Here is an 18,092-nt window from a genome sequence, read left to right on the forward strand (position 1 = left end):
CGCCTCCGTTGCAGCGCAGTGACGATTATATTGCAGCGCAAAAGAATTGAAGCCTGAAAGGGCTTTCTGCCTCAGGCGACCGCGCGAATGGCCAACGCCGCATCGCGGCGAACGATCGGGCGGAAGACGACGCTCAGCAGCATCAGGTCGTCGCCGGTGCCGGCCGGGGGAGGCATCAGGGTGAAGGCGTTCGGCGACTGGCACCGGTAGAGGCTGCCGCCCACGCCCTCCATCGCATCGGGGATGATCGTCGCAGGGATCGGCTGATGATCGCCCGGGCTCGCCTCGGCGAATTCGGAGACGCGGTGGAAGCTCATCTCCTCCAGCTCGACATACTCGTAAAGCTGTCCCCAGCTCACCGCCGCCGAATAGAGCGCCCGGCCGACCGGCACGTTCGCGGCATAATAGCCGTCATGAGTCGCCCAGGCCTCGACCTCGATGATCGCCTGGCCGCGCTGGTCCATCAGGATCACGGGAAGCCTGATCGGCTCTCCCCTGAAGTCGGCCCCCTTGAAATCGAGCCCGAAGCGGCTGGTGACGAGGAAGGACAGGTTCAGCGGCAGGCCATGCTTGCGGAACTCGCCGGGCAGGAACATGCGGTCGGCTGAACCGGTGTAGAGCAGGCCGCGCCGGCGCAGATCGGCCTGCGACGCCGCCGGATCGATCATCTTCACCTGTTGCTTGCTGCCGCAATTGAAGTCGTGCTCGAACGCCTGGATCACGCCAAGCTCAGCGTGCGAAGGCAGGAACAGCAGCCGTCCGAGCAGTCCGGTCGCCGCGATCCGCCGCGCCTCTACACTGTCCGCGCGGGAGACAGGGCCACGACCGCGCATGCCATCGGCATAGGAAAGGCAGGCCGCCTGGACGGTATCGCGCGTGGCGCTCTGTCGCGTCTTGATGCTCTCCGTTGCGCGAACCGGTTCGCCGTTCGCCTTGTAGTCGACAACCGACCCCTGCGCCTTGGTACAGAGTTGCTCGAGCAGGGAGATCGGCCCGCAGATCGCGTCGAGCACGCGGAAATCGGTGCCGCGCGTATCGAAATAACCGGCCTTGTCCAGCCCGCTCGGCGAATCCTCGCGCAGTACCAGATAGCGGCCCGCGACATGCAGGCCCATGCGTTCGCGCAGCACCGGCTCCACCAGATTCTGCGCGCTGCCATTATACCCAAGGTCAGCAAACACCACCGCGTCGCCGCGGGCGACCCCGGCGCGTTCGAGATGCGCGATCAGCCGTTCGGCGAAGCGCGCGGATCGCGTGACGATCTTGCCGATATTGGCCGGCTGGAGGATCATGCGGGCAAAAGCCCCGGCGTTGCCGGCCATGTCAGGCGCGATCTTCGCGATCTCATCAGCGTTGAACAGGAACTGCTTTGCGATCGCGCGTGCTTCCGATCCCGCGGGCACGCGGGACAGATGGTTCCGGATCGCAGCCTCGTCGCGAAAGCTGGCGCGCATCGCGGTCATCCGGCTAATCTCGATCGTCCTCCCCGCATCCTCGCCATGGAGCGCGGCATGAACACGCGAGGGCAGATGCCCGTCGCGCAGCAGGAACAGCAAATGAGTCTTGCGCCCCGTCTTTTCGGCGAGCTCCACGACCTCACCCTGCAGCCATTCAGCGTAAGCGGCGAACAACGGCCCGAGCACGTCGTGCCCCAGCGCAACCGCCGGATCGTCGTCGGTGCGCAGCGAAACGGCCGGGCGATGCGGCTGCCACGCCGGCAACGAGGCGCGGATACGCGGATCGAGCACCGAGGCAACCGCTGCCTCAAGGCGCAGCCGATGCGCTGCCTCCTCGTCAAACTGAACGAAATGCACCGCGTTGATGCCCAGCGCGGCCGGCGCCGTCAGATCGGCATGCTGATTGTCACCGACATGCAGGATTTGCCCGGGCTGGCATCCGAGCTTCTTCAGCACCGGCCCGAACAGGCCCTGCCCCTTGCCCATGCCATGATCCGACGAACAGAAGACATGGTCGATAAGGCCGAGGACATTCTCCCCCGCGGCCGCGCCGATCAGCGCGCGAAGCTGCGCCTCGCCGAGATAGGTGTCGCTGACGATGATGACGCCGAGGCCCCTCGCCTTCGCGTTCTCCATCAGCGCGATCACCGGCGCGAAGCCGAAGCAATGCCGCGCCTCGGCCTCAAGCTCGGCCGCCGTCGATGCCGCCGCCGCTTCCGTATCGTTCGGATGCAGGCGCTGATGGATCGCCTCGATCGAGACCTCGTTCCGCCCCGTATCGAGATGCGCCGCGCGCCGTGCCGCCGACTCTGCCCGCCGCCGCGGCTGGATCGCGCCGCCATCCAGGCCGAGATCGGCGAACACATCAACCGGCGCGCCGGTATCGCGCCACAGAAGCGTATCGAAACAGTCGAGCGACAGGTACCGCACCCCCGCGGGCGCGCGATCGAGCAGGGTCGGGAGTTCGTGCGCGCGCGCGGTGTTCATCTCGATAATCCGTGGCCGATCATGTCCAGCCGGATATCGCGATGTTTGGTTATCAAGCCGTTAACCTTGCACTGAAGACAAACGCAGCGCCCGTTCATCCTTTTCGTGGCCCGGATCGTTGTCGCCACGTGGCAAACCGCGGGCGAGCATGACCTATCTGCAATCGAACCCAAGTGACCGGATCAAGGCCGCGCTGGGCGCAGCGGCGTTGCAGGGCCTGCTGGTCTATGCGCTGGTCATGGGCCTGGCGGTGAAGTCGCGGGGCGTAGTCGAAAGTCCGCTCACCCTGTTCGCCGTGCTTCCCCCACCGACGCCGCCGCCCGAGAAGACCAGGCCTCACCCGATCAGGAGCATCTGGCGGGAAGGTGCCGCGTCGCCGGCGAACCTGCGATCCAGGGCAACCGAGATTGTTGCCCCCGTTCCCATCGTTCAACCGGTCGTCCCGCCGCCGATCGTCGCGGCACTCAAACCCGCCACCGGCAACCAGGCCTCCACCGGTGCGGCGCCGGTTCCCGGCCCGGGCACCGGCGCCGGCGGGGTTGGGAACGGCACCGGTAGCGGTCGCGCGGGCGATGGCGACGGAGACGGCGGCGCGGAGACACCGCCGCGCTGGATTCGCGGCCGGATCAAGGACTCTGACTATCCGCGCGCCGCGAAGGAGGCGCTGGTCCAGGGCACCGTCTCGGTGCGCTACGTCGTCGCTGAGACCGGGCGCGTCACCGACTGCACCGTGACGACATCGAGCGGCAATACCGAACTGGACGAGACCACTTGCCGCCTCATCCGCGAGCGCTTCCGTTTCAAGCCGTCGAAGGACGAGGGCGGCAAGCCGGTGTCCTCGATCATCATCGAGAATCATAGCTGGATTATCGACGACCGCCCGGAACCAACCGCCACTCCCGCGCCTTGAGCGGTGGGTGGCGGCATGCACTGGAAATCCCTATTCCATTCATACTAGGGCGATCAGCGGCGTGCCACATGGCCCGGATCGCCACGAACGACAGGAAGATGATGGCTCAAGAATTCGGCAAGGGTTACGGCCACGGGGGTTACGGGCACGGGGGTTACGGGCATCGGCCCGCGCAATGGTTTACTGCCCTGGCGATCATACCCGCCCTGCTCGCCGCTCCGGTACAGGCTGGCCAGACAGTTACCCCGCCACCCGTTGTCCGCACCGTCCCGCCGCCGCAGGTGCAACCGGCGGCACCGCAGCTTCCGCTGCCGGTCCCCACGGCTGCCCAGGCCGACCAGCTCCGCGCCATGCTCGATGCGAATGCGATGGCACAGGGCCTGCGCTCGGCGCCCACGGCCTCACCCACGCGGCTCGATGGGGAAGCCCTTGTCCGCGCCGTGCTCGACCATGCCCGTGCGGTCCATGCCGGGCGGCTCGATACCGCCGATTTCGACAAGGATTGGGGCCTCCGCCCCCCGCCTTACGATCCCCTGCCCGGCTTGACCGATGCGGTGCGGCGCGACCGGCTGGCATCGTGGATTGCCAATCTCCCGCCACCCTATGCCGGTTATGACGGGCTGCTGAAGGGCCTGGCCAATTACCGCGCGATCGAGGCGGCGGGTGGCTGGCAGCCCGTTCCCGCGGGGCCTGATCTCACCCTCGGCGCCAAGGGTCCGCGCGTCCTCGCGCTGCGCCAGCGGCTGGCGGTGGAGGACAAGGACGTCGTCGCGACCGGCGACACCTTCGACGCCGCGCTCGTCGCCGGCGTGCAGCGCGCCCAGCGCCGCTATGGCCTGAACCCGGCCGGCGTGGTCTCGACCCAGACGCTCGCCGCGCTCAACGTGCCGGCGATCGACCGGGTCCACCAGATCATGGCGAACCTTGAGCGCTGGCGCTGGCTGCCGCAGGAGCTTCCGCGCGACCGGATCCAGGTCAACATCGCCGCCGCCGTGCTGACCGTGTTCGACGGCGACACCCCGGTGATGTCGATGCGCGCCGTCACCGGCCGCCCCGGCGACGAAACGCCGATGCTGTCCTCGACCATCAACAGCATCGTGATCAATCCGCCCTGGAACGTGCCGACCTCGATCGCGACCAAGGAATTGTGGCCCAAGGAGAAGAAGAGCCCCGGCTATTTCAAGCGCAACGGTTTCAAGGTGATCGACGGCACGCGCCTTCAGCAGGCAGCCGGCGACCAGAGCGCGCTCGGCCGGTTCAAGTTCGACTTCAACAATGCCTATGCCGTCTATCTGCACGACACGCCGTCGCGCGCGAAGTTCGCCAGCTTCAGCCGGCTCGCCAGCCATGGCTGCGTGCGGCTTGAAAAACCCGCCGAACTCGCGGAGCTGCTGCTGAAGGCCAATCCGGACTGGCCGCCCGAGGCGATCGCGGCGCAGGTGGAAAAGGGCAAGACGTTGCGGGTGACCTTGACCAATCCGGTCGAGGTCTATTTGCTTTACTGGACGGCGTTCGCCAGCGCGAGCGGCCAGATGAACTTCCGTGCCGATCCTTATGGCTGGGACAAGACCCTGGCCGCCAAGATCGAAGCGCGGTCATCCGGCCGGCTGGTCCTGCCTGAACTCGAGGAGCTGACGAAATCATGAGAATGAACCGGGGCAAGATCGCGGCAACCGCGGCGGGGATATTGGCGCTGGCGGCGCTTGGGGGTTGCGAGAAATCGGCACCGGAGCAACCCGCCCCGGTCGAGAACGCCGTCAACGAGGTCGAGCCGGTGAACCTGGTCGTTCCGGAAGAGAAGCCGGTGCCGGAAACCGCCAACGCCGCCGCTATCGAGCCGCGCGAGACGCCGCCCGATCCCGACGCACAGACCCAGGACGATGCCGATGCGACCGGCATGACCGCGCGAGTCCGCCGCGACGAGGCGGCGGGCAACACGACAGCGCCGTAATCGCACCGCGGAACAGGGGGCGTTCAGCGGCGCGAATGCTTCGTTGAATGCCCCTGGTTCAACGGGCGCAGACGACAGTCTATCTTGTAGATCTTCGGTCGTTCGCGCACGAGCCGCTTCTTCAGCGCCGCTCCGGCACAGGCGGCGTAACCATTTTTCTCGATCCTGATCCCCGGCACGCTGTTTTCGGATAGCGTATAGTCGTCATCGGTCGGAGAGGATTGATATTCCTCGTCGATATAGACGTCCGCCCCGCTCGGCTTCGAGGAAATCGACGCCATGGGCAGGTTCGTCACAGGGAATACGATACCCTTATATTTGTTCTTGGCCGCCCCCAGTTTCCGGATCGCCCCTTTCGCCGTTCCCAGGATTCCGAAAGGATCGAACACTTCCCAGGTTCGTCCCGAGTTGCAGTCGAGGGACCGAACGATCGTGCCGCTGACATCGGTCGGCAGACAGCCTATCCATCGGCGATTGGGCTCTTCGCCCTTCCCGGCAAAGCCGCCCGCGTGGCCGTTGTAATTGGCCATCACAAGCGTGCCGTAGGAATAGGGATCACGGTTGGTTATCTTGAGGACTGATTTATTTATGTCCTCCACCAATGCATTGTCGTTGGAATATATCTTGTCCAGCTCTCGATACTCGATATCGCTCAGAAACTTTGTCCACACGATATTCTTGTCGATCGTCATGGATATGCGATTTCTGATATCTTCATCGACCTGGTTCGAACCCGACAAACATATGTATTTTGCCGATTTCTTCCGCACCAGGCCTACGCGCTGGTTTCCGGGGTCCATCCTGTAAAGCTCTGATATCGCGCCCGTAGTGTCGCTATAGATACCTTTGTCGCTACGCAGCAGCATGTCCACATATACGAAGACCGACGTTCTCTCGCCAACAACGCCCCGATCCCCCAGCGGGCTGAAGGAAAAACCCAGTATCGCATATGATTTCGGCGATGACTTCAGCCCGATATTATAGTGCCCCTCATCTATCTCCTGGTCCCCACCGAGAATATGCCAGCTCAGAACCGGATTGGCGAAACAGGCGGCCCCTTCGACGCTCATCTCGAAGACAAACCCCTGGACCACGCTATTCGGCCTCCCGAGATCCACGGACGACATTCTCTGTTCAGCGCTTTGCGGATGAACAAGCAGCAGGCGCCTCTCCTTGACCGCGCTCTCCAGGCTGAGAAGAACCTTTGCCCTGCCCCAGGATACGTCGTTCGGGTCCCGCCGCCCGGTGATGACAACCTCTCTTCCCTGGACAGAAGGGCGTTTTCCTTCCTGAGCCGATGCCTGGCCATAGCTCGCCATCGCCATCGGACCGAGAAGACAAAAAATTCCGAGCCAGGGGAGGCCTTTGAACATTCTCACGCTTCTTTTGCCCCCAAAGCCAGGCTGGGCAGGCAGCTTGCCGCGACCAGCGCGAAAATAGCCTGCTCGACCAGGATGCTGCTGACGATCTCGATATGATGGAAAGATTTTGCGAGGAAATTCGCCGAACATTGCGCCAGCTCGATCGAATAATAGATCGAGGTTATGCTCGCGCAGAAAATGATGGTTCCGCTCACGCCGCATAACCAGGGGTGGTTATCCCGACTCTTCACGAACAGGTAACCGGAAGCCGCAATCGTCGAAATCGAAACGGTGACAAGCCACTGCGAGCAACTGCTCAGAAATCCCAGAGCATCCTTGTAGTCGGTTCGGCTGTATCCCGCCGCTTTGTCCAGCTGCAGCATCTCATGATCTATATGAAAAACGTAGATCGTAAAGAATGGCAGGATCACAAGGAGGATCGCACAGGGCCAAGCCCAGTGCCGCACTGTATTCTGTGTCAATTTCACCCCCCGGGAACCTGCCTGTCGGTATCTCCGCTACACCGAATAATCCTGCATTTGAATTGGGAGTCAATAGCACCGATTATCTGCCTGATTCATCACCAGCATCAAGCATTACAACCATATCGGATCAATGATATCCGACAATTTACCAACATCTACTTTCTAATAACATTACACACTGCACGATTGCTGCGCGCCAGCGGGATGCCAACCGCACTCCCCGCGCGGCACGTCTTTCGACACAGGACCCGCAAGTAACCCTTTTCGACTGGCTGATGCCGATCGCAGCAATCCAGGCCGTCGCCGCCCTCGGCCTTTCGCTCCAACGAAAACGGCCGCGCGACCTCCATCGCACGGCCGTAATCGAAGTGACGCCAGACTGGTCAGCCGCTGGCGGCGCTTGTCCTGATGCTGCCATTGACGCCGACCGGGAAGAACCCGCCCCCGACAACCGCAGCCTTGTTCAGATAAGCAATGTTGAGAACCTGCCCGGCCGACCGGCTATAGACGATGCCATTCGCGTCCGTCGGGACGATGTTCGACGTCGTCGCGTCGCCGACAATGCCCTGGTCGTCGTCGGAAGGGCCGTCGAGCGAGTCTCGCGCGTCGCTGATCTGGCCGGCCGCCGTGCGCAGGGACGGCATCGCAACGCCCTTTGCGTAGAGCACGGTGCGCACCAGCCCGGCATGATAGGCCTCGGCGGCCAGGATACCCGCTGCCGCTTCGAGATAGGTCTTGTTGGCGATCAGAGGCGACGCGCCCTTATATGCGGTCACGCCGACATCCTCGAAGATGAAGGCGCCGAGCAGGAAATTCTCGTCGCTTGCATAAGGGTCGAAGGTTCCGGTCGAACCGACCACGCCGGCTGCCCGCGCAGCCGCGGTGAACGGCCCGGCGGCGCTGATATCGATCGCCGGCTGGGCGACCGCCGCCGATCCCAGGGCGCTTCGCAGGAAGGCGACATGCGCCAGCTCGTCCGCCGCGATCTCCCGGGCATATTGCGCGACGACCGGGTCGGTGAACGTGACCTGACGGCCGCCGGTCGGCGCGCCGGGCGTCCCCGTGCCAGTGAGCAGGTTGCCGGGGATGCTCGCGCCCGTGACCGCGAAGGAGTAGAATTGGGCTTCGAGATATTCGAGGTTGAGCGCGAAGTTCAGCACGTCGGCATCAGTGAAGGCGGTCGGTGTCGGGGTGGGCGTCGGAGTAGGCGTTGGCGTCGGGGTAGGTGAAACCGTCCCTCCGTTGTTGTCGTCGCATGCCGAGAGCAGGGAAAGCCCGCCAACGGCGATGGTCGCCGATGCGGCGGTGCGGATGAACTGGCGTCGTTCCTCGCGGCGGCGATCGCTCGCCTCGAGCAATTGAAGCATCGTGTCGTTGATATGCATCGGGAGAACTCCCTTTCGAATGGAAACGGACGATGGCGCGCTCAGTTGGCGGCGCTCGTCTTGATCGAGCCGTTCACGCCAGCGGGGAAAAACCCGCCCATGCCCACGGCCATGTTGTTCAGGTACACGATGTTGAGCACCTGGCCGGTGGTCCGGCTATAGGCGAGGCCGTTCGCATCGAGCGGCACGATGTTCGATGCCAGGGCACCGTTGATCATGACCGGGGAAATGCCCTGGTCGTCATCGCTGGGGCCGTCGAGCGAGTCGCGCGCGTTGGAGATCGCATCGGCGGAGGTGCGCAGCGAGGGTGTCGCAACGCCCTTGGCATAGAGCACGGTGCGCACCAGCGCCGCGTGATACGCCTCGACCGCAAGAATGCCGGCCGCCGCCTCCAGGTAGGTCTTATTGGTGATCAGCGGTGCCGCGCCCTTGTATGCGGTCACCCCGACATCTTCGAAGATGAAGGCGCCGAGCAGGAAATTCTCGTCGCTTGCATAAGGATCGAAAAAGGATGTCGGTCCGCTGATGAGGCCGGCCGCCCGGGCAGCGCTGCTGAACGCGCCATTGGGGGCGATGCCGATATCGATCGTCGGCTGCGCCACCGCCGCGGTGCCCAGCGCGGTGCGCAGGAAATTCACATGCGCCACCTCGTCCTGCGCAATTTCCTTGGCGTATTGAGCGACGACGGGATCGGTGAAGCTGACCTGGCGACCGCCCGTGGCGACGCCCGGCGTGCCGGTCCCGCTGGTCTGGGCCGGCGTCAGCGGCGTGCCGAACACCGCTACATTGTAAAATTGCGCCTCGAGATATTCGAGGTTGAGCGCGAAGTTGAGCACGTCGGCATCGGTCGGCGCGCTCTGCGCATCGACCCGGCCGGCAAATGTCAGTGCGCCTCCGGCACCGGCGACCGCGGCGGCGCCGATCGCCGTCCTGAAGAATTCGCGGCGTTCGTTGCGTCGTTCGACACGCCTGTCGAGAACATCGATGAGTTGGTTACTGGCATCGGTCATGGCTCAACCTCCCTTTTATCCGGACGGTTCAACGCAAACATCATTGCGCTGCATAGGTTCCAACTATTTGAAAAGATTCATTTTTCTTTGGAAACGGCTGGCAACGCCGATATCCCGATGGCGGCATGGCTGCACGCGATCGAGGGATGCCCGGAGATACGGCGCCACTGGCCATCCGGATGCACGACCGCGAAAACAAAAAGCGGCCATCTACTGTCTTGAAAGTATCGAGGGCTCACGCTCCCCGGGGATCGGCGCGAGATGCCGGCATCTCGACCGCCGCTTCCGGCAGGCTTAAATCCTGCTTTCCCTCGACAGGACGGCAATGCGCATTGCCCGGCAATTCACGCTGGCCTTCACCGCATCCGATCGTTCCCGTTTCCAGCGCAGTGGGGACAGACCGTCGCCTGCGCTCTCGGGAACCGGCATTTCAAGGCATGAGGATGGAGCGCGGTGCCAGCGCCTCCAGAATCCGGCATTCCGACATCGCCCCACCCTCGCATGACGAGATCAGCACGCCGAGTTCCCGCCTGAGCGCGGTCAGATCGGCCAGCTTGCGGTCGATCTCGGCGAGATGCTCCTGCGCCATCACGTCGACCGAGCCGCAATCCTTTTGCCCCTGCCCCGCGAGATCGAGCAGATTGCGCACCTGATCGAGCGAGAAGCCAAGATCGCGCGCGCGGCGGATGAAACTCAGCCGGGACAGATCGCCGGCGCCATAGGCGCGGTAATTGCCCTGAGTGCGGCCCGGCGGCGCGAGCAACCCGATCCGCTCATAATAGCGCACCGTCTCGACCTTGGTCGCCGTCGCCCTGGCCAACTGGCCGATCGTCAACGCTGTCGCCATCCGCTTGACCCTGTAGTCGCTACAGGGTGCATATGCCTGTCCGACTCGGAAACTGTCGAGAGGACAAAGATGGCCTGCACAAGCTGCCCTAGCGAAGACAAGAACGTGACGAACGATCCGCGCTGGCGCCGCATCCTGTGGATCGCGCTCATCCTGAACGCCGCGATGTTCCTGGGCGAGATCGGCGCCGGCATCGCCGGTGATTCGAAGGCGCTGCAGGCCGATGCCCTCGATTTCCTCGGGGATTCAGCCAACTACGCGATCAGCCTTGGCGTCGCCGGCATGGCGCTCGCCTGGCGCGCTCGCGCGGCGCTGCTGAAGGGAGCGACGATCTTCCTGTTCGGCCTCGCCATCCTCGGCGCGACATTGTGGAGCGCGCTGAACGGGTCAGTGCCGCATGCGGAGATGATGGGCGTGGTCGGCTTCATCGCGCTCGCGGTGAATCTCGCGGTGGCGGTCCTTCTCTATCGCTATCGCACGGGCGACGCGAACATGCGGTCGGTCTGGATATGCTCCCGCAACGACGCGATCGGCAATCTCGCGGTGATGGCCGCCGCGCTCGGCGTGTTCGGCACCGGTACGGCATGGCCCGATCTGGTCGTCGCGACAATGATGGCCGGGCTGGGGCTATGGGGCGGAATGCAGATCATGGTTCAGGCCCGTGGCGAACTCAGATCCGGAACTTCGGCCGCCTTGTTTCGTCCGCAGGTCGAACAGCTTCGCGAATGATCGCCGGAGCTTTGCCGCACGACAAGGCGGCGGAATTCATGATTTTATCATCGGGAGCGACCCGGCCGGGGCGGTGCCGGCCCTGATCACGGGGGTGATGACAGTGACCCGTAATTCCGATCACCGCCACCCTTCCCCAACCCGCCCCCTCTTGCTAAGGCCCGCGCGACTCTTCGCATTCGCACAACCCGGAGCGCGCCCGCGCGGAACTTTCCGCCTCCCCGCCGCGCCCGGCCAGACAGGGAAGGAACCCGCCCCAGATGACCGCCATTGGCCAGGATACGCTCGGCGCCCGCAAGACGCTCAAGGTCGGCTCGAAGTCGTACGACTATTATTCGCTGGCCGACGCCGCGGCGAAATATGGCGACATCAGCCGCTTGCCCTTCTCGATGAAGGTGCTGCTGGAGAACATGCTCCGCTTCGAAGACGGCAAGACCGTCACCACCGACGACGTGAAGGCGATCATCGACTGGCAGCAGGAGCGCCGCTCTGACCGCGAGATCCAGTATCGCCCCGCGCGCGTGCTGATGCAGGATTTCACCGGCGTTCCCTGCGTGGTCGATCTGGCCGCGATGCGCGATGCCATCACCAAGCTGGGCGGCGACGCGGCGAAGATCAATCCGCTGGTCCCCGTCCATCTCGTCATCGACCACTCGGTCATGGTCGACGAGTTCGGCACGCCCAAGGCGTTCGAGGACAATGTCGACCTCGAATATAGCCGCAACTTCGAACGCTACGAGTTCCTGAAATGGGGTTCCAAGGCGCTCGACAATTTCCAGGTCGTTCCCCCGGGCACCGGCATCTGCCACCAGGTGAACCTCGAATATATCGGCCAGGGCGTGTGGTCCTCGGCGAATGACGGCGCAACGATCGCCTATCCCGATACGCTGGTCGGCACCGACAGCCACACCACCATGGTCAATGGCATGGGCGTGCTCGGCTGGGGCGTCGGCGGGATCGAGGCGGAGGCGGCGATGCTTGGCCAGCCGGTCTCGATGCTGATCCCCGAAGTCGTCGGCTTCAAGCTGACCGGCGCGATGAACGAGGGCATCACCGCCACTGATCTCGTGCTGACCGTCACCCAGATGCTCCGCGCCAAGGGCGTGGTCGGCCGCTTCGTCGAATTCTACGGCCCGGGCCTGGATTCGATGACCCTCGCCGATCGCGCGACCATCGCCAACATGGCGCCCGAATATGGCGCGACCTGCGGCTTCTTCCCGATCGACGCCAAGACGATCGAGTATCTGAAGCTCACCGCGCGTCCCGACGAGACGGTCGAGCTGGTCGAGGCCTATTGCAAGGCGCAGGGCCTGTGGCACGACGCCGACAGCGTCGATCCGGTCTTCACCGATACGCTCGAACTCGACATGGGCAGCGTCCAGGCAAGCCTCGCCGGCCCGAAGCGCCCGCAGGACCGGGTCTCGCTCAATAAGGTCGACGAGGTGTTCAACGGCGACCTGTTCAAGGTCTATCACAAGGAACAGCCGGTCCGCGCCGCGGTCGAGGGCCGTCCGGACGATATCGGCGACGGCGACGTGGTGATCGCCGCGATCACGAGCTGCACCAACACCTCCAACCCTTCGGTGCTGGTCGCCGCCGGTCTCGTCGCCCGCAAGGCGCGCGCGCTCGGCCTGACGTCGAAGCCCTGGGTCAAGACCTCGCTCGCCCCCGGCTCGCAGGTCGTCACCGACTATCTCAACAAGGCCGGCCTGACCGAGGACCTCAACGCCCTCGGCTTCAACCTGGTGGGCTATGGCTGCACCACCTGCATCGGCAATTCGGGCCCGCTCGCCAGCGAGCTGTCGACCGCGATCAACGAGAACGACATCGTCGCCGCATCGGTGCTGTCGGGCAACCGCAACTTCGAAGGCCGCGTCTCTCCCGACGTGCGCGCCAACTTCCTCGCCTCGCCGCCGCTGGTCGTCGCCTATGCGATCAAGGGCACGGTGACCGAGGACATGGTCGAGACGCCGCTGGGCAAGGGCTCGAACGGCGAGGACGTCTTCCTCAAGGACGTGTGGCCCTCGAACGCCGAGATCGCCGAGGTGATGGGCGCCAATATCGACGACACCATGTTCCGCTCGCGCTACGGCAACGTCTATGCCGGCGACGAAAAATGGCGCGGCATCGAGGTCGAGGGATCGGACACCTATACCTGGCGCGCCGGTTCCACCTATGTCGCCAACCCGCCCTATTTCGAGGGCATGACCATGACCCCGGCACCGGTCACCGACATCATCGAGGCGCGCCCGCTCGCGATCCTCGGCGATTCGATCACCACCGACCACATCAGCCCGGCAGGCTCGATCAAGGCGGACAGCCCGGCCGGCACTTATCTGCAGGAACATCAGGTCAGCCGCGCCGACTTCAACTCCTACGGCGCGCGCCGTGGCAACCACGACGTGATGATGCGCGGCACCTTCGCCAATATCCGCATCCGCAACGAGATGGTCCCCGGCGTCGAAGGCGGCATGTCGAAGTATGAAGGCGAAGTGATGCCGATCTACGACGCCGCAATGCGCTTCAAGGCCGATGGCACGCCGCTCGTCGTCATCGCCGGCAAGGAATATGGCACCGGTTCGTCGCGCGACTGGGCGGCGAAGGGCACCAACCTGCTCGGCGTGCGCGCCGTCATCACCGAGAGCTTCGAGCGAATCCACCGCTCGAACCTGGTCGGCATGGGCGTGCTCCCGCTGCAGTTCGCGGAAGGGGTGACGCGCCAGACGCTTGGCCTGGACGGGTCGGAAAGCTTCACCATCCAGCACGTCGCGGACATCCGCCCGCGCCAGGATGTCGAGGTGATCCTCACCCGTGCCGACGGGCGGACGGAAACCTTCCTGACCCGCTGCCGGATCGACACCGTCAACGAGCTGGAGTATTTCCTCAACGGCGGCATTCTGCAGTATGTGCTGCGCAAGCTGGCTGCCTGAGGAAGACATGATGCGAACGGCGATCGTCTGGTCTCTGGCCCTGGCGGTCGCCGCCGTTCCCGTCGCTGCGGCGGCGGAGCAATGGAAGGATTTCGTCACGGCGGACGGCTATGCCAGCGCCGTCGCGACGGACAGCATCAAGACATCGGGCACGCTGCGCTATTTCCGCCTGCGCGCGGGCAAGATCGGCGATCCGCGCTACGCGATCGCCGACGTGATGCTCGATTGCCAGAGCAAGCTGATCACGATCGGCCGTGCCGAACTCTACGACAAGGGCGTGCAGACCGGCGTCAGGAAGCCCGACCCGGCCAAGCCCTTCACCCAGCCGTTGAACGAACAACCCTCGGGCGACGAAATCCTCGCCCTGGTCTGCGCCGGCTGACCTCGCCCGACCCCGGGCCTGGCTTGGCCCTGACAGCCGCGCTCGCCGGCAAACATGCTACCCCACTTATGGTAGTCGATGCACGCGACTACCGGCGGACCACCTGAACATGGTCATATCCTCTCGCGGACCTGGGAGCAGACCCGCGCCGGACCCCCTGCGGGTCGAGATTTCGCGAGGAGGCGAGCCATGTACGAGAACCAGCAGAATTTCGGCGAGTTGGAAGGCGACCCGTTCGAGCTGAACGAGGTCGGCGGCTATGGCTTCATGAATGCCGAATATGAAGGCGAGGGCTTTGGCGGCGACTTCGAGGATTTCGCTGGCGACGGCTTCGATCAGCTGAGCGACCAATATGGCGACGGCTTCGACCAATTTGGCGCCGCCGACAATTACTGGGAAGGCGAGCTCGAAGGCGAAGGCTTCGATCCCTTCGGCGACCAGGAAGGCGAGGAATTCTTCGGCAAGATCTGGGACGCGGCCAAGAAAGCGGCGAAGGTCGTCGCGCCGATCGCCAAGAAATTCGCCCCGCAGATCGGATCGGTGATCGGCGGCGCGCTGGGCGGCCCGGCGGGCGCCATGCTCGGCAGCAAGCTCGGCGGCTTCGTCAAGCAGATGGAGGGCGAGGAAGAGGGCGAGACCGAGGACGAGCTGAATGCGCCGGTGCGCGTCTCCCGCGACGACGATCAGCTGTCGGAATCGATGGCGGTCGCGGCGACCAGGGCGAACCCGAACGATGCCGGCATGTTCGGCTCCGCCATCACCGTGACGATCGCCAGCCGCGCCCCTCTGCCAGTGCGGGCAGTCGTACCGGTGCTCGCCAAGGCGGGTAGCGATGTCGCGCGCCGCCTGTCCGCCACCGGCGATCCCCGCGCCAAGGCGCTGATCCGCATGCTGCCGACCATCCAGAAGAAGACCGTGGCGACGCTCACCCAAAAGGCCCAGACCGGCCGGCCGGTGACGCCGAAGACCGCGGTGCGGGTGATGGCACGGCATGCCAGCCGCACCCTGGCCAATCCCCAGTCGATCGCCAAGGCGCTCGCGCAGAATGCGGCGAAGAAGCGCGGCATCGATCGTCGGGCCGTGGCCGGCGCCGAGCGCTTCTTCTGAGGCGCGCAGGGCGGCGCGGGCGATCCCCCGCACCGCCTGTCCCCGAATGCTGACTTGCGGAGGGTAGCAATGGCAAACCCGGTCCCGACGACACCTGCCCTGATGGCCCAGGCAAAGGCGCTTGGACAGCAGGCAGCGCGCCTGAAGCAATGGCGCGCCGCCTCCTGGAGCAAGGCCACGCCCATCGCGCGGCACCGTTTCCTCGCCGATGTCCACCGCGCCGAAGCGGGCGCGCATCAGCTCGCCGCCACAGGCTTCGCCGTGGCGGCGACGCCAGCCGGTCGCGCAGACCCGCAACTGCGTACGGCGCTTACCGGCCTGAAGCAGATACTTGGAACGCTGGCGCAACTCGATACGCGCGGCCCGGCAACACGGCCCGCGCCGACGATGACGACCCCGGCGGGTCCCCGTCCGGCGATCGGCCCCCGCCCACCGACCATGCCGATGGCCGGCATTGGACGCGGCCCCGCCCTCCCGACGACAGCACGGCCTGCTCCGCGATGGATGGTGCCCGGTCCGCAAACGCCGCCTGTCCCGATCGACGCCGCGCGGCCGAACGGCGCCACGCCCGGAGTCCGCGCCGACGAGCTCGCGTCGCTGCGCCGAGCCGCCACGGACGCGATCACGCGCCTGCAACGGGGCATGTCATCCGAATCGGAGGCCGACCATGCGATGGACCCGACCTCGAAACGGAGCCGCGCCAACAAGCAGGCGGCCATTGGTGTCGACCGCACCAGGACCGACCGCGCGCAACAACGCGTGAAGGGTGCCGAAGACCGCGCGCGTGCGCGGCAACAGGCGATCGCGCTGATCCGCAATCGCGCGCCGGCATCCTTCAGAAGGGCGATGCTGCCGATCGTCTATCCCGGTGGCGGCGTGATGCCGGAGGTAGTCGACAGACTGGCTAACCTGGCCAGCAGCAGTTTTATCCAGCAGATCGTCAGCCTGATCAGTTCGTCCGATGGCGGCGGCACGCTGGACGGCACCGTCATCAGTGCCGTGGTAGCCTCGGCGGTGGCCTCGGCCGCGACCGAACTCGGTATCGTCGATCAGGTCAACACGTCAGCCCTCGCCAAGGCCGTCAACGCGGTCGTCGCCTCCGACCTTTCCCCGGCGTTCAAGATGCTGGCGACGGTGGCGGCGGTCGTGGCCACCGGCAAGAAGAGCAGCGGCAAACGCCAGGCCGAGCTGGCACCGTGAGCGCCATGGCCTTTCTCGACCTCGACGCCGTGGCGGCGGGCATGGCCACCGGCGCGGGAGCAGGCGCCGTCACCGGCACGCCCGACCCGGCCGGCGGGGCCAGCGCGCTGCCCTATTTCGCCTGGCGGACGGCAGTGAATGCCGACCGCTATGTGAGCGGCATGCGCCCCTTCCGTGAGGGCGAGTTCGGCCGCGGCCCGAATGCGCCCGACCGCTCCCACCTCAAGACGGTCAACGCGCTGATCGACGCTGCCCGGCGACGCCAGCAGGTCGAGGAACGCGACCTCGCACTGCATGCCCGCGATCTCGCCGGCGCCGGCGACAAGGGGCGCGCCACCTTGCTCAATCTCAAGGAACGCAGTGAGACCCGCGCGCGGGAGACAGAACAGATCTGGGAATTCTACCTGAACGTCTTCGGCCAGCGCACCGGATCGTTCGCGCCCTGGCTCGGCGCACTCGATCGAATCGCGCTCGATTGTTACCAGGCAGTGTACATGGGGCTCGGCAAGGCGCGCTCGATCCCGTCGCCTTCCCCGCTCACCTATATGGAGACCGGCTTCGGTCCGGCCACGTTCCGGCGGGGCGTGCGGCTCAGCAAGCTTGGGCAGCAGCTCAACCCCTTCCCTCTGGTCAAGGTGCCGTATCACCGGCTGCTCAATCCCTGGTCGCTGGGCGCGGTGCCGCATGAGGTGTCGCACAACCTCCAGAGCGATCTCGGCCTGTGGGACCTGATGCCCCGGCGCATCGCCACCTCCTTCGCCGCGCACAGGCTCCCGGCGCGCAATGCCGAGGTATGGCAGCGCTGGCACAAGGAAACCTATGCCGATCTCTCCGGCCTGTTGCTGATCGGGCCTGCCTATGTCGGCGCGCTGATGGACGTGGTCGGCCGGTCGCGCGCCTCGACGGCGGCGTGGAACGACGAGGCGGTGCATCCCACCCCGATCATTCGCGTCCCGCTCAACATCCGCCTGCTCGAGCGCATCGGCTTCGCCGGCGACGCAGCCGCCTTTCGCCGCGCCTGGGACGCGCTGTATCCGGCGAGCGCCTGGAAGCCCGTACCCCAATGGGTGCGGGCGCGGCTGCCCGAGCAGATCGATGCGGTGCTCGATGCGATCTGTTTCGAAAGCTTCGACGAATATGGCGGCAAGGCACTCGCCGATGTCATCCGGTTCGAGCCGAAGCATGCCGAGCTGGTGCGTGAGGCCGCCGAGCGGCTTCAGACCGGCACAGATACCGGCATCCTTCCCGAACGCTTCCTCATCGCGGCGGCGCGCCAGGCGCTCGCCTGGGCACGGGTCTCGCCCGCCACGATCCACCGCAACTTCTACGATGCGCTGGGGAGGTGCTGACG

General features: G+C 65.2%; 15 protein-coding genes. 9 read left to right on the forward strand and 6 right to left on the reverse strand.

Annotation, left to right across the window (positions count from 1 at the left end; genetic code table 11):
* Window positions 1–71: 71 nt before the first annotated feature.
* Window positions 72–2,444: a hydrolase gene (locus P0Y59_12455; GenBank protein ID WEJ97780.1), complete on the reverse strand. Its 2,373-nt coding sequence runs from the start codon at window positions 2,442–2,444 to the stop codon at window positions 72–74.
* Window positions 2,445–2,592: 148 nt separating this feature from the next.
* Here P0Y59_12455 and P0Y59_12460 point away from each other — a divergent pair, with 148 nt between their 5' ends.
* The 3 genes from P0Y59_12460 (at window position 2,593) to P0Y59_12470 (ending at window position 5,305) form a co-directional block, all read left to right on the forward strand.
* Window positions 2,593–3,354 carry an energy transducer TonB gene (locus P0Y59_12460; protein ID WEJ97781.1) on the forward strand — a complete coding sequence of 254 codons (762 nt, stop codon included), beginning with the start codon at window positions 2,593–2,595 and terminating at the stop codon, window positions 3,352–3,354.
* A 68-nt stretch (window positions 3,355–3,422) separates the two neighbouring features.
* Complete coding sequence (locus P0Y59_12465) at window positions 3,423–5,000, forward strand: L,D-transpeptidase family protein (protein ID WEJ97782.1); 1,578 nt, start codon at window positions 3,423–3,425, stop codon at window positions 4,998–5,000.
* Entirely contained in the window at window positions 4,997–5,305 is a 309-nt protein-coding gene (locus tag P0Y59_12470; protein WEJ97783.1) for a hypothetical protein, read from the forward strand. The genes P0Y59_12465 and P0Y59_12470 overlap by 4 nt, the downstream gene beginning before the upstream one ends.
* A gap of 23 nt (window positions 5,306–5,328) precedes the next feature.
* Here the strand turns inward: P0Y59_12470 and P0Y59_12475 are convergent, their stop codons facing one another.
* The 5 genes from P0Y59_12475 to P0Y59_12495 all read right to left on the reverse strand — a co-directional run bounded on the left by P0Y59_12475 (window position 5,329) and on the right by P0Y59_12495 (window position 10,393).
* Complete coding sequence (locus P0Y59_12475) at window positions 5,329–6,678, reverse strand: hypothetical protein (GenBank protein ID WEJ97784.1); 1,350 nt, start codon at window positions 6,676–6,678, stop codon at window positions 5,329–5,331.
* A 2-nt stretch (window positions 6,679–6,680) separates the two neighbouring features.
* The gene (locus tag P0Y59_12480) at window positions 6,681–7,049 is read right to left on the reverse strand and encodes a hypothetical protein (protein ID WEJ97785.1); all 369 of its coding nucleotides are present in this window, start codon (window positions 7,047–7,049) and stop codon (window positions 6,681–6,683) included.
* A 485-nt stretch (window positions 7,050–7,534) separates the two neighbouring features.
* Window positions 7,535–8,536: a ferritin-like domain-containing protein gene (locus P0Y59_12485; GenBank protein ID WEJ97786.1), complete on the reverse strand. Its 1,002-nt coding sequence runs from the start codon at window positions 8,534–8,536 to the stop codon at window positions 7,535–7,537.
* Window positions 8,537–8,577: 41 nt separating this feature from the next.
* Window positions 8,578–9,546, reverse strand: a complete 969-nt coding sequence (locus P0Y59_12490; protein ID WEJ97787.1) for a ferritin-like domain-containing protein — start codon at window positions 9,544–9,546, stop codon at window positions 8,578–8,580.
* A 430-nt stretch (window positions 9,547–9,976) separates the two neighbouring features.
* Window positions 9,977–10,393, reverse strand: a complete 417-nt coding sequence (locus P0Y59_12495) for a helix-turn-helix domain-containing protein (GenBank protein ID WEJ97788.1) — start codon at window positions 10,391–10,393, stop codon at window positions 9,977–9,979.
* A gap of 69 nt (window positions 10,394–10,462) precedes the next feature.
* On the opposite strand from P0Y59_12495, the gene P0Y59_12500 reads away from it, so the two are divergent.
* The 6 genes from P0Y59_12500 (at window position 10,463) to P0Y59_12525 (ending at window position 18,090) form a co-directional block, all read left to right on the forward strand.
* Window positions 10,463–11,122 carry a cation transporter gene (locus P0Y59_12500; protein ID WEJ97789.1) on the forward strand — a complete coding sequence of 220 codons (660 nt, stop codon included), beginning with the start codon at window positions 10,463–10,465 and terminating at the stop codon, window positions 11,120–11,122.
* 260 nt (window positions 11,123–11,382) lie between these two features.
* On the forward strand, window positions 11,383–14,052 hold the full coding sequence (gene acnA / locus P0Y59_12505) for an aconitate hydratase AcnA (protein ID WEJ97790.1): 2,670 nt from the start codon (window positions 11,383–11,385) through the stop codon (window positions 14,050–14,052).
* Window positions 14,053–14,062: 10 nt separating this feature from the next.
* On the forward strand, window positions 14,063–14,434 hold the full coding sequence (locus P0Y59_12510; protein WEJ97791.1) for a hypothetical protein: 372 nt from the start codon (window positions 14,063–14,065) through the stop codon (window positions 14,432–14,434).
* A 189-nt stretch (window positions 14,435–14,623) separates the two neighbouring features.
* Complete coding sequence (locus P0Y59_12515) at window positions 14,624–15,541, forward strand: hypothetical protein (protein WEJ97792.1); 918 nt, start codon at window positions 14,624–14,626, stop codon at window positions 15,539–15,541.
* Between the two features lie 69 nt (window positions 15,542–15,610).
* Window positions 15,611–16,741: a hypothetical protein gene (locus P0Y59_12520; GenBank protein WEJ97793.1), complete on the forward strand. Its 1,131-nt coding sequence runs from the start codon at window positions 15,611–15,613 to the stop codon at window positions 16,739–16,741.
* 5 nt (window positions 16,742–16,746) lie between these two features.
* A complete protein-coding gene (locus P0Y59_12525; GenBank protein WEJ97794.1) occupies window positions 16,747–18,090 on the forward strand; it encodes a hypothetical protein in 1,344 nt (447 codons plus the stop codon).
* Window positions 18,091–18,092: the final 2 nt, after the last annotated feature.

It is taken from the genome of Candidatus Sphingomonas phytovorans (genome assembly GCA_029202385.1).
Lineage (GTDB): Bacteria > Pseudomonadota > Alphaproteobacteria > Sphingomonadales > Sphingomonadaceae > Sphingomonas > Sphingomonas phytovorans.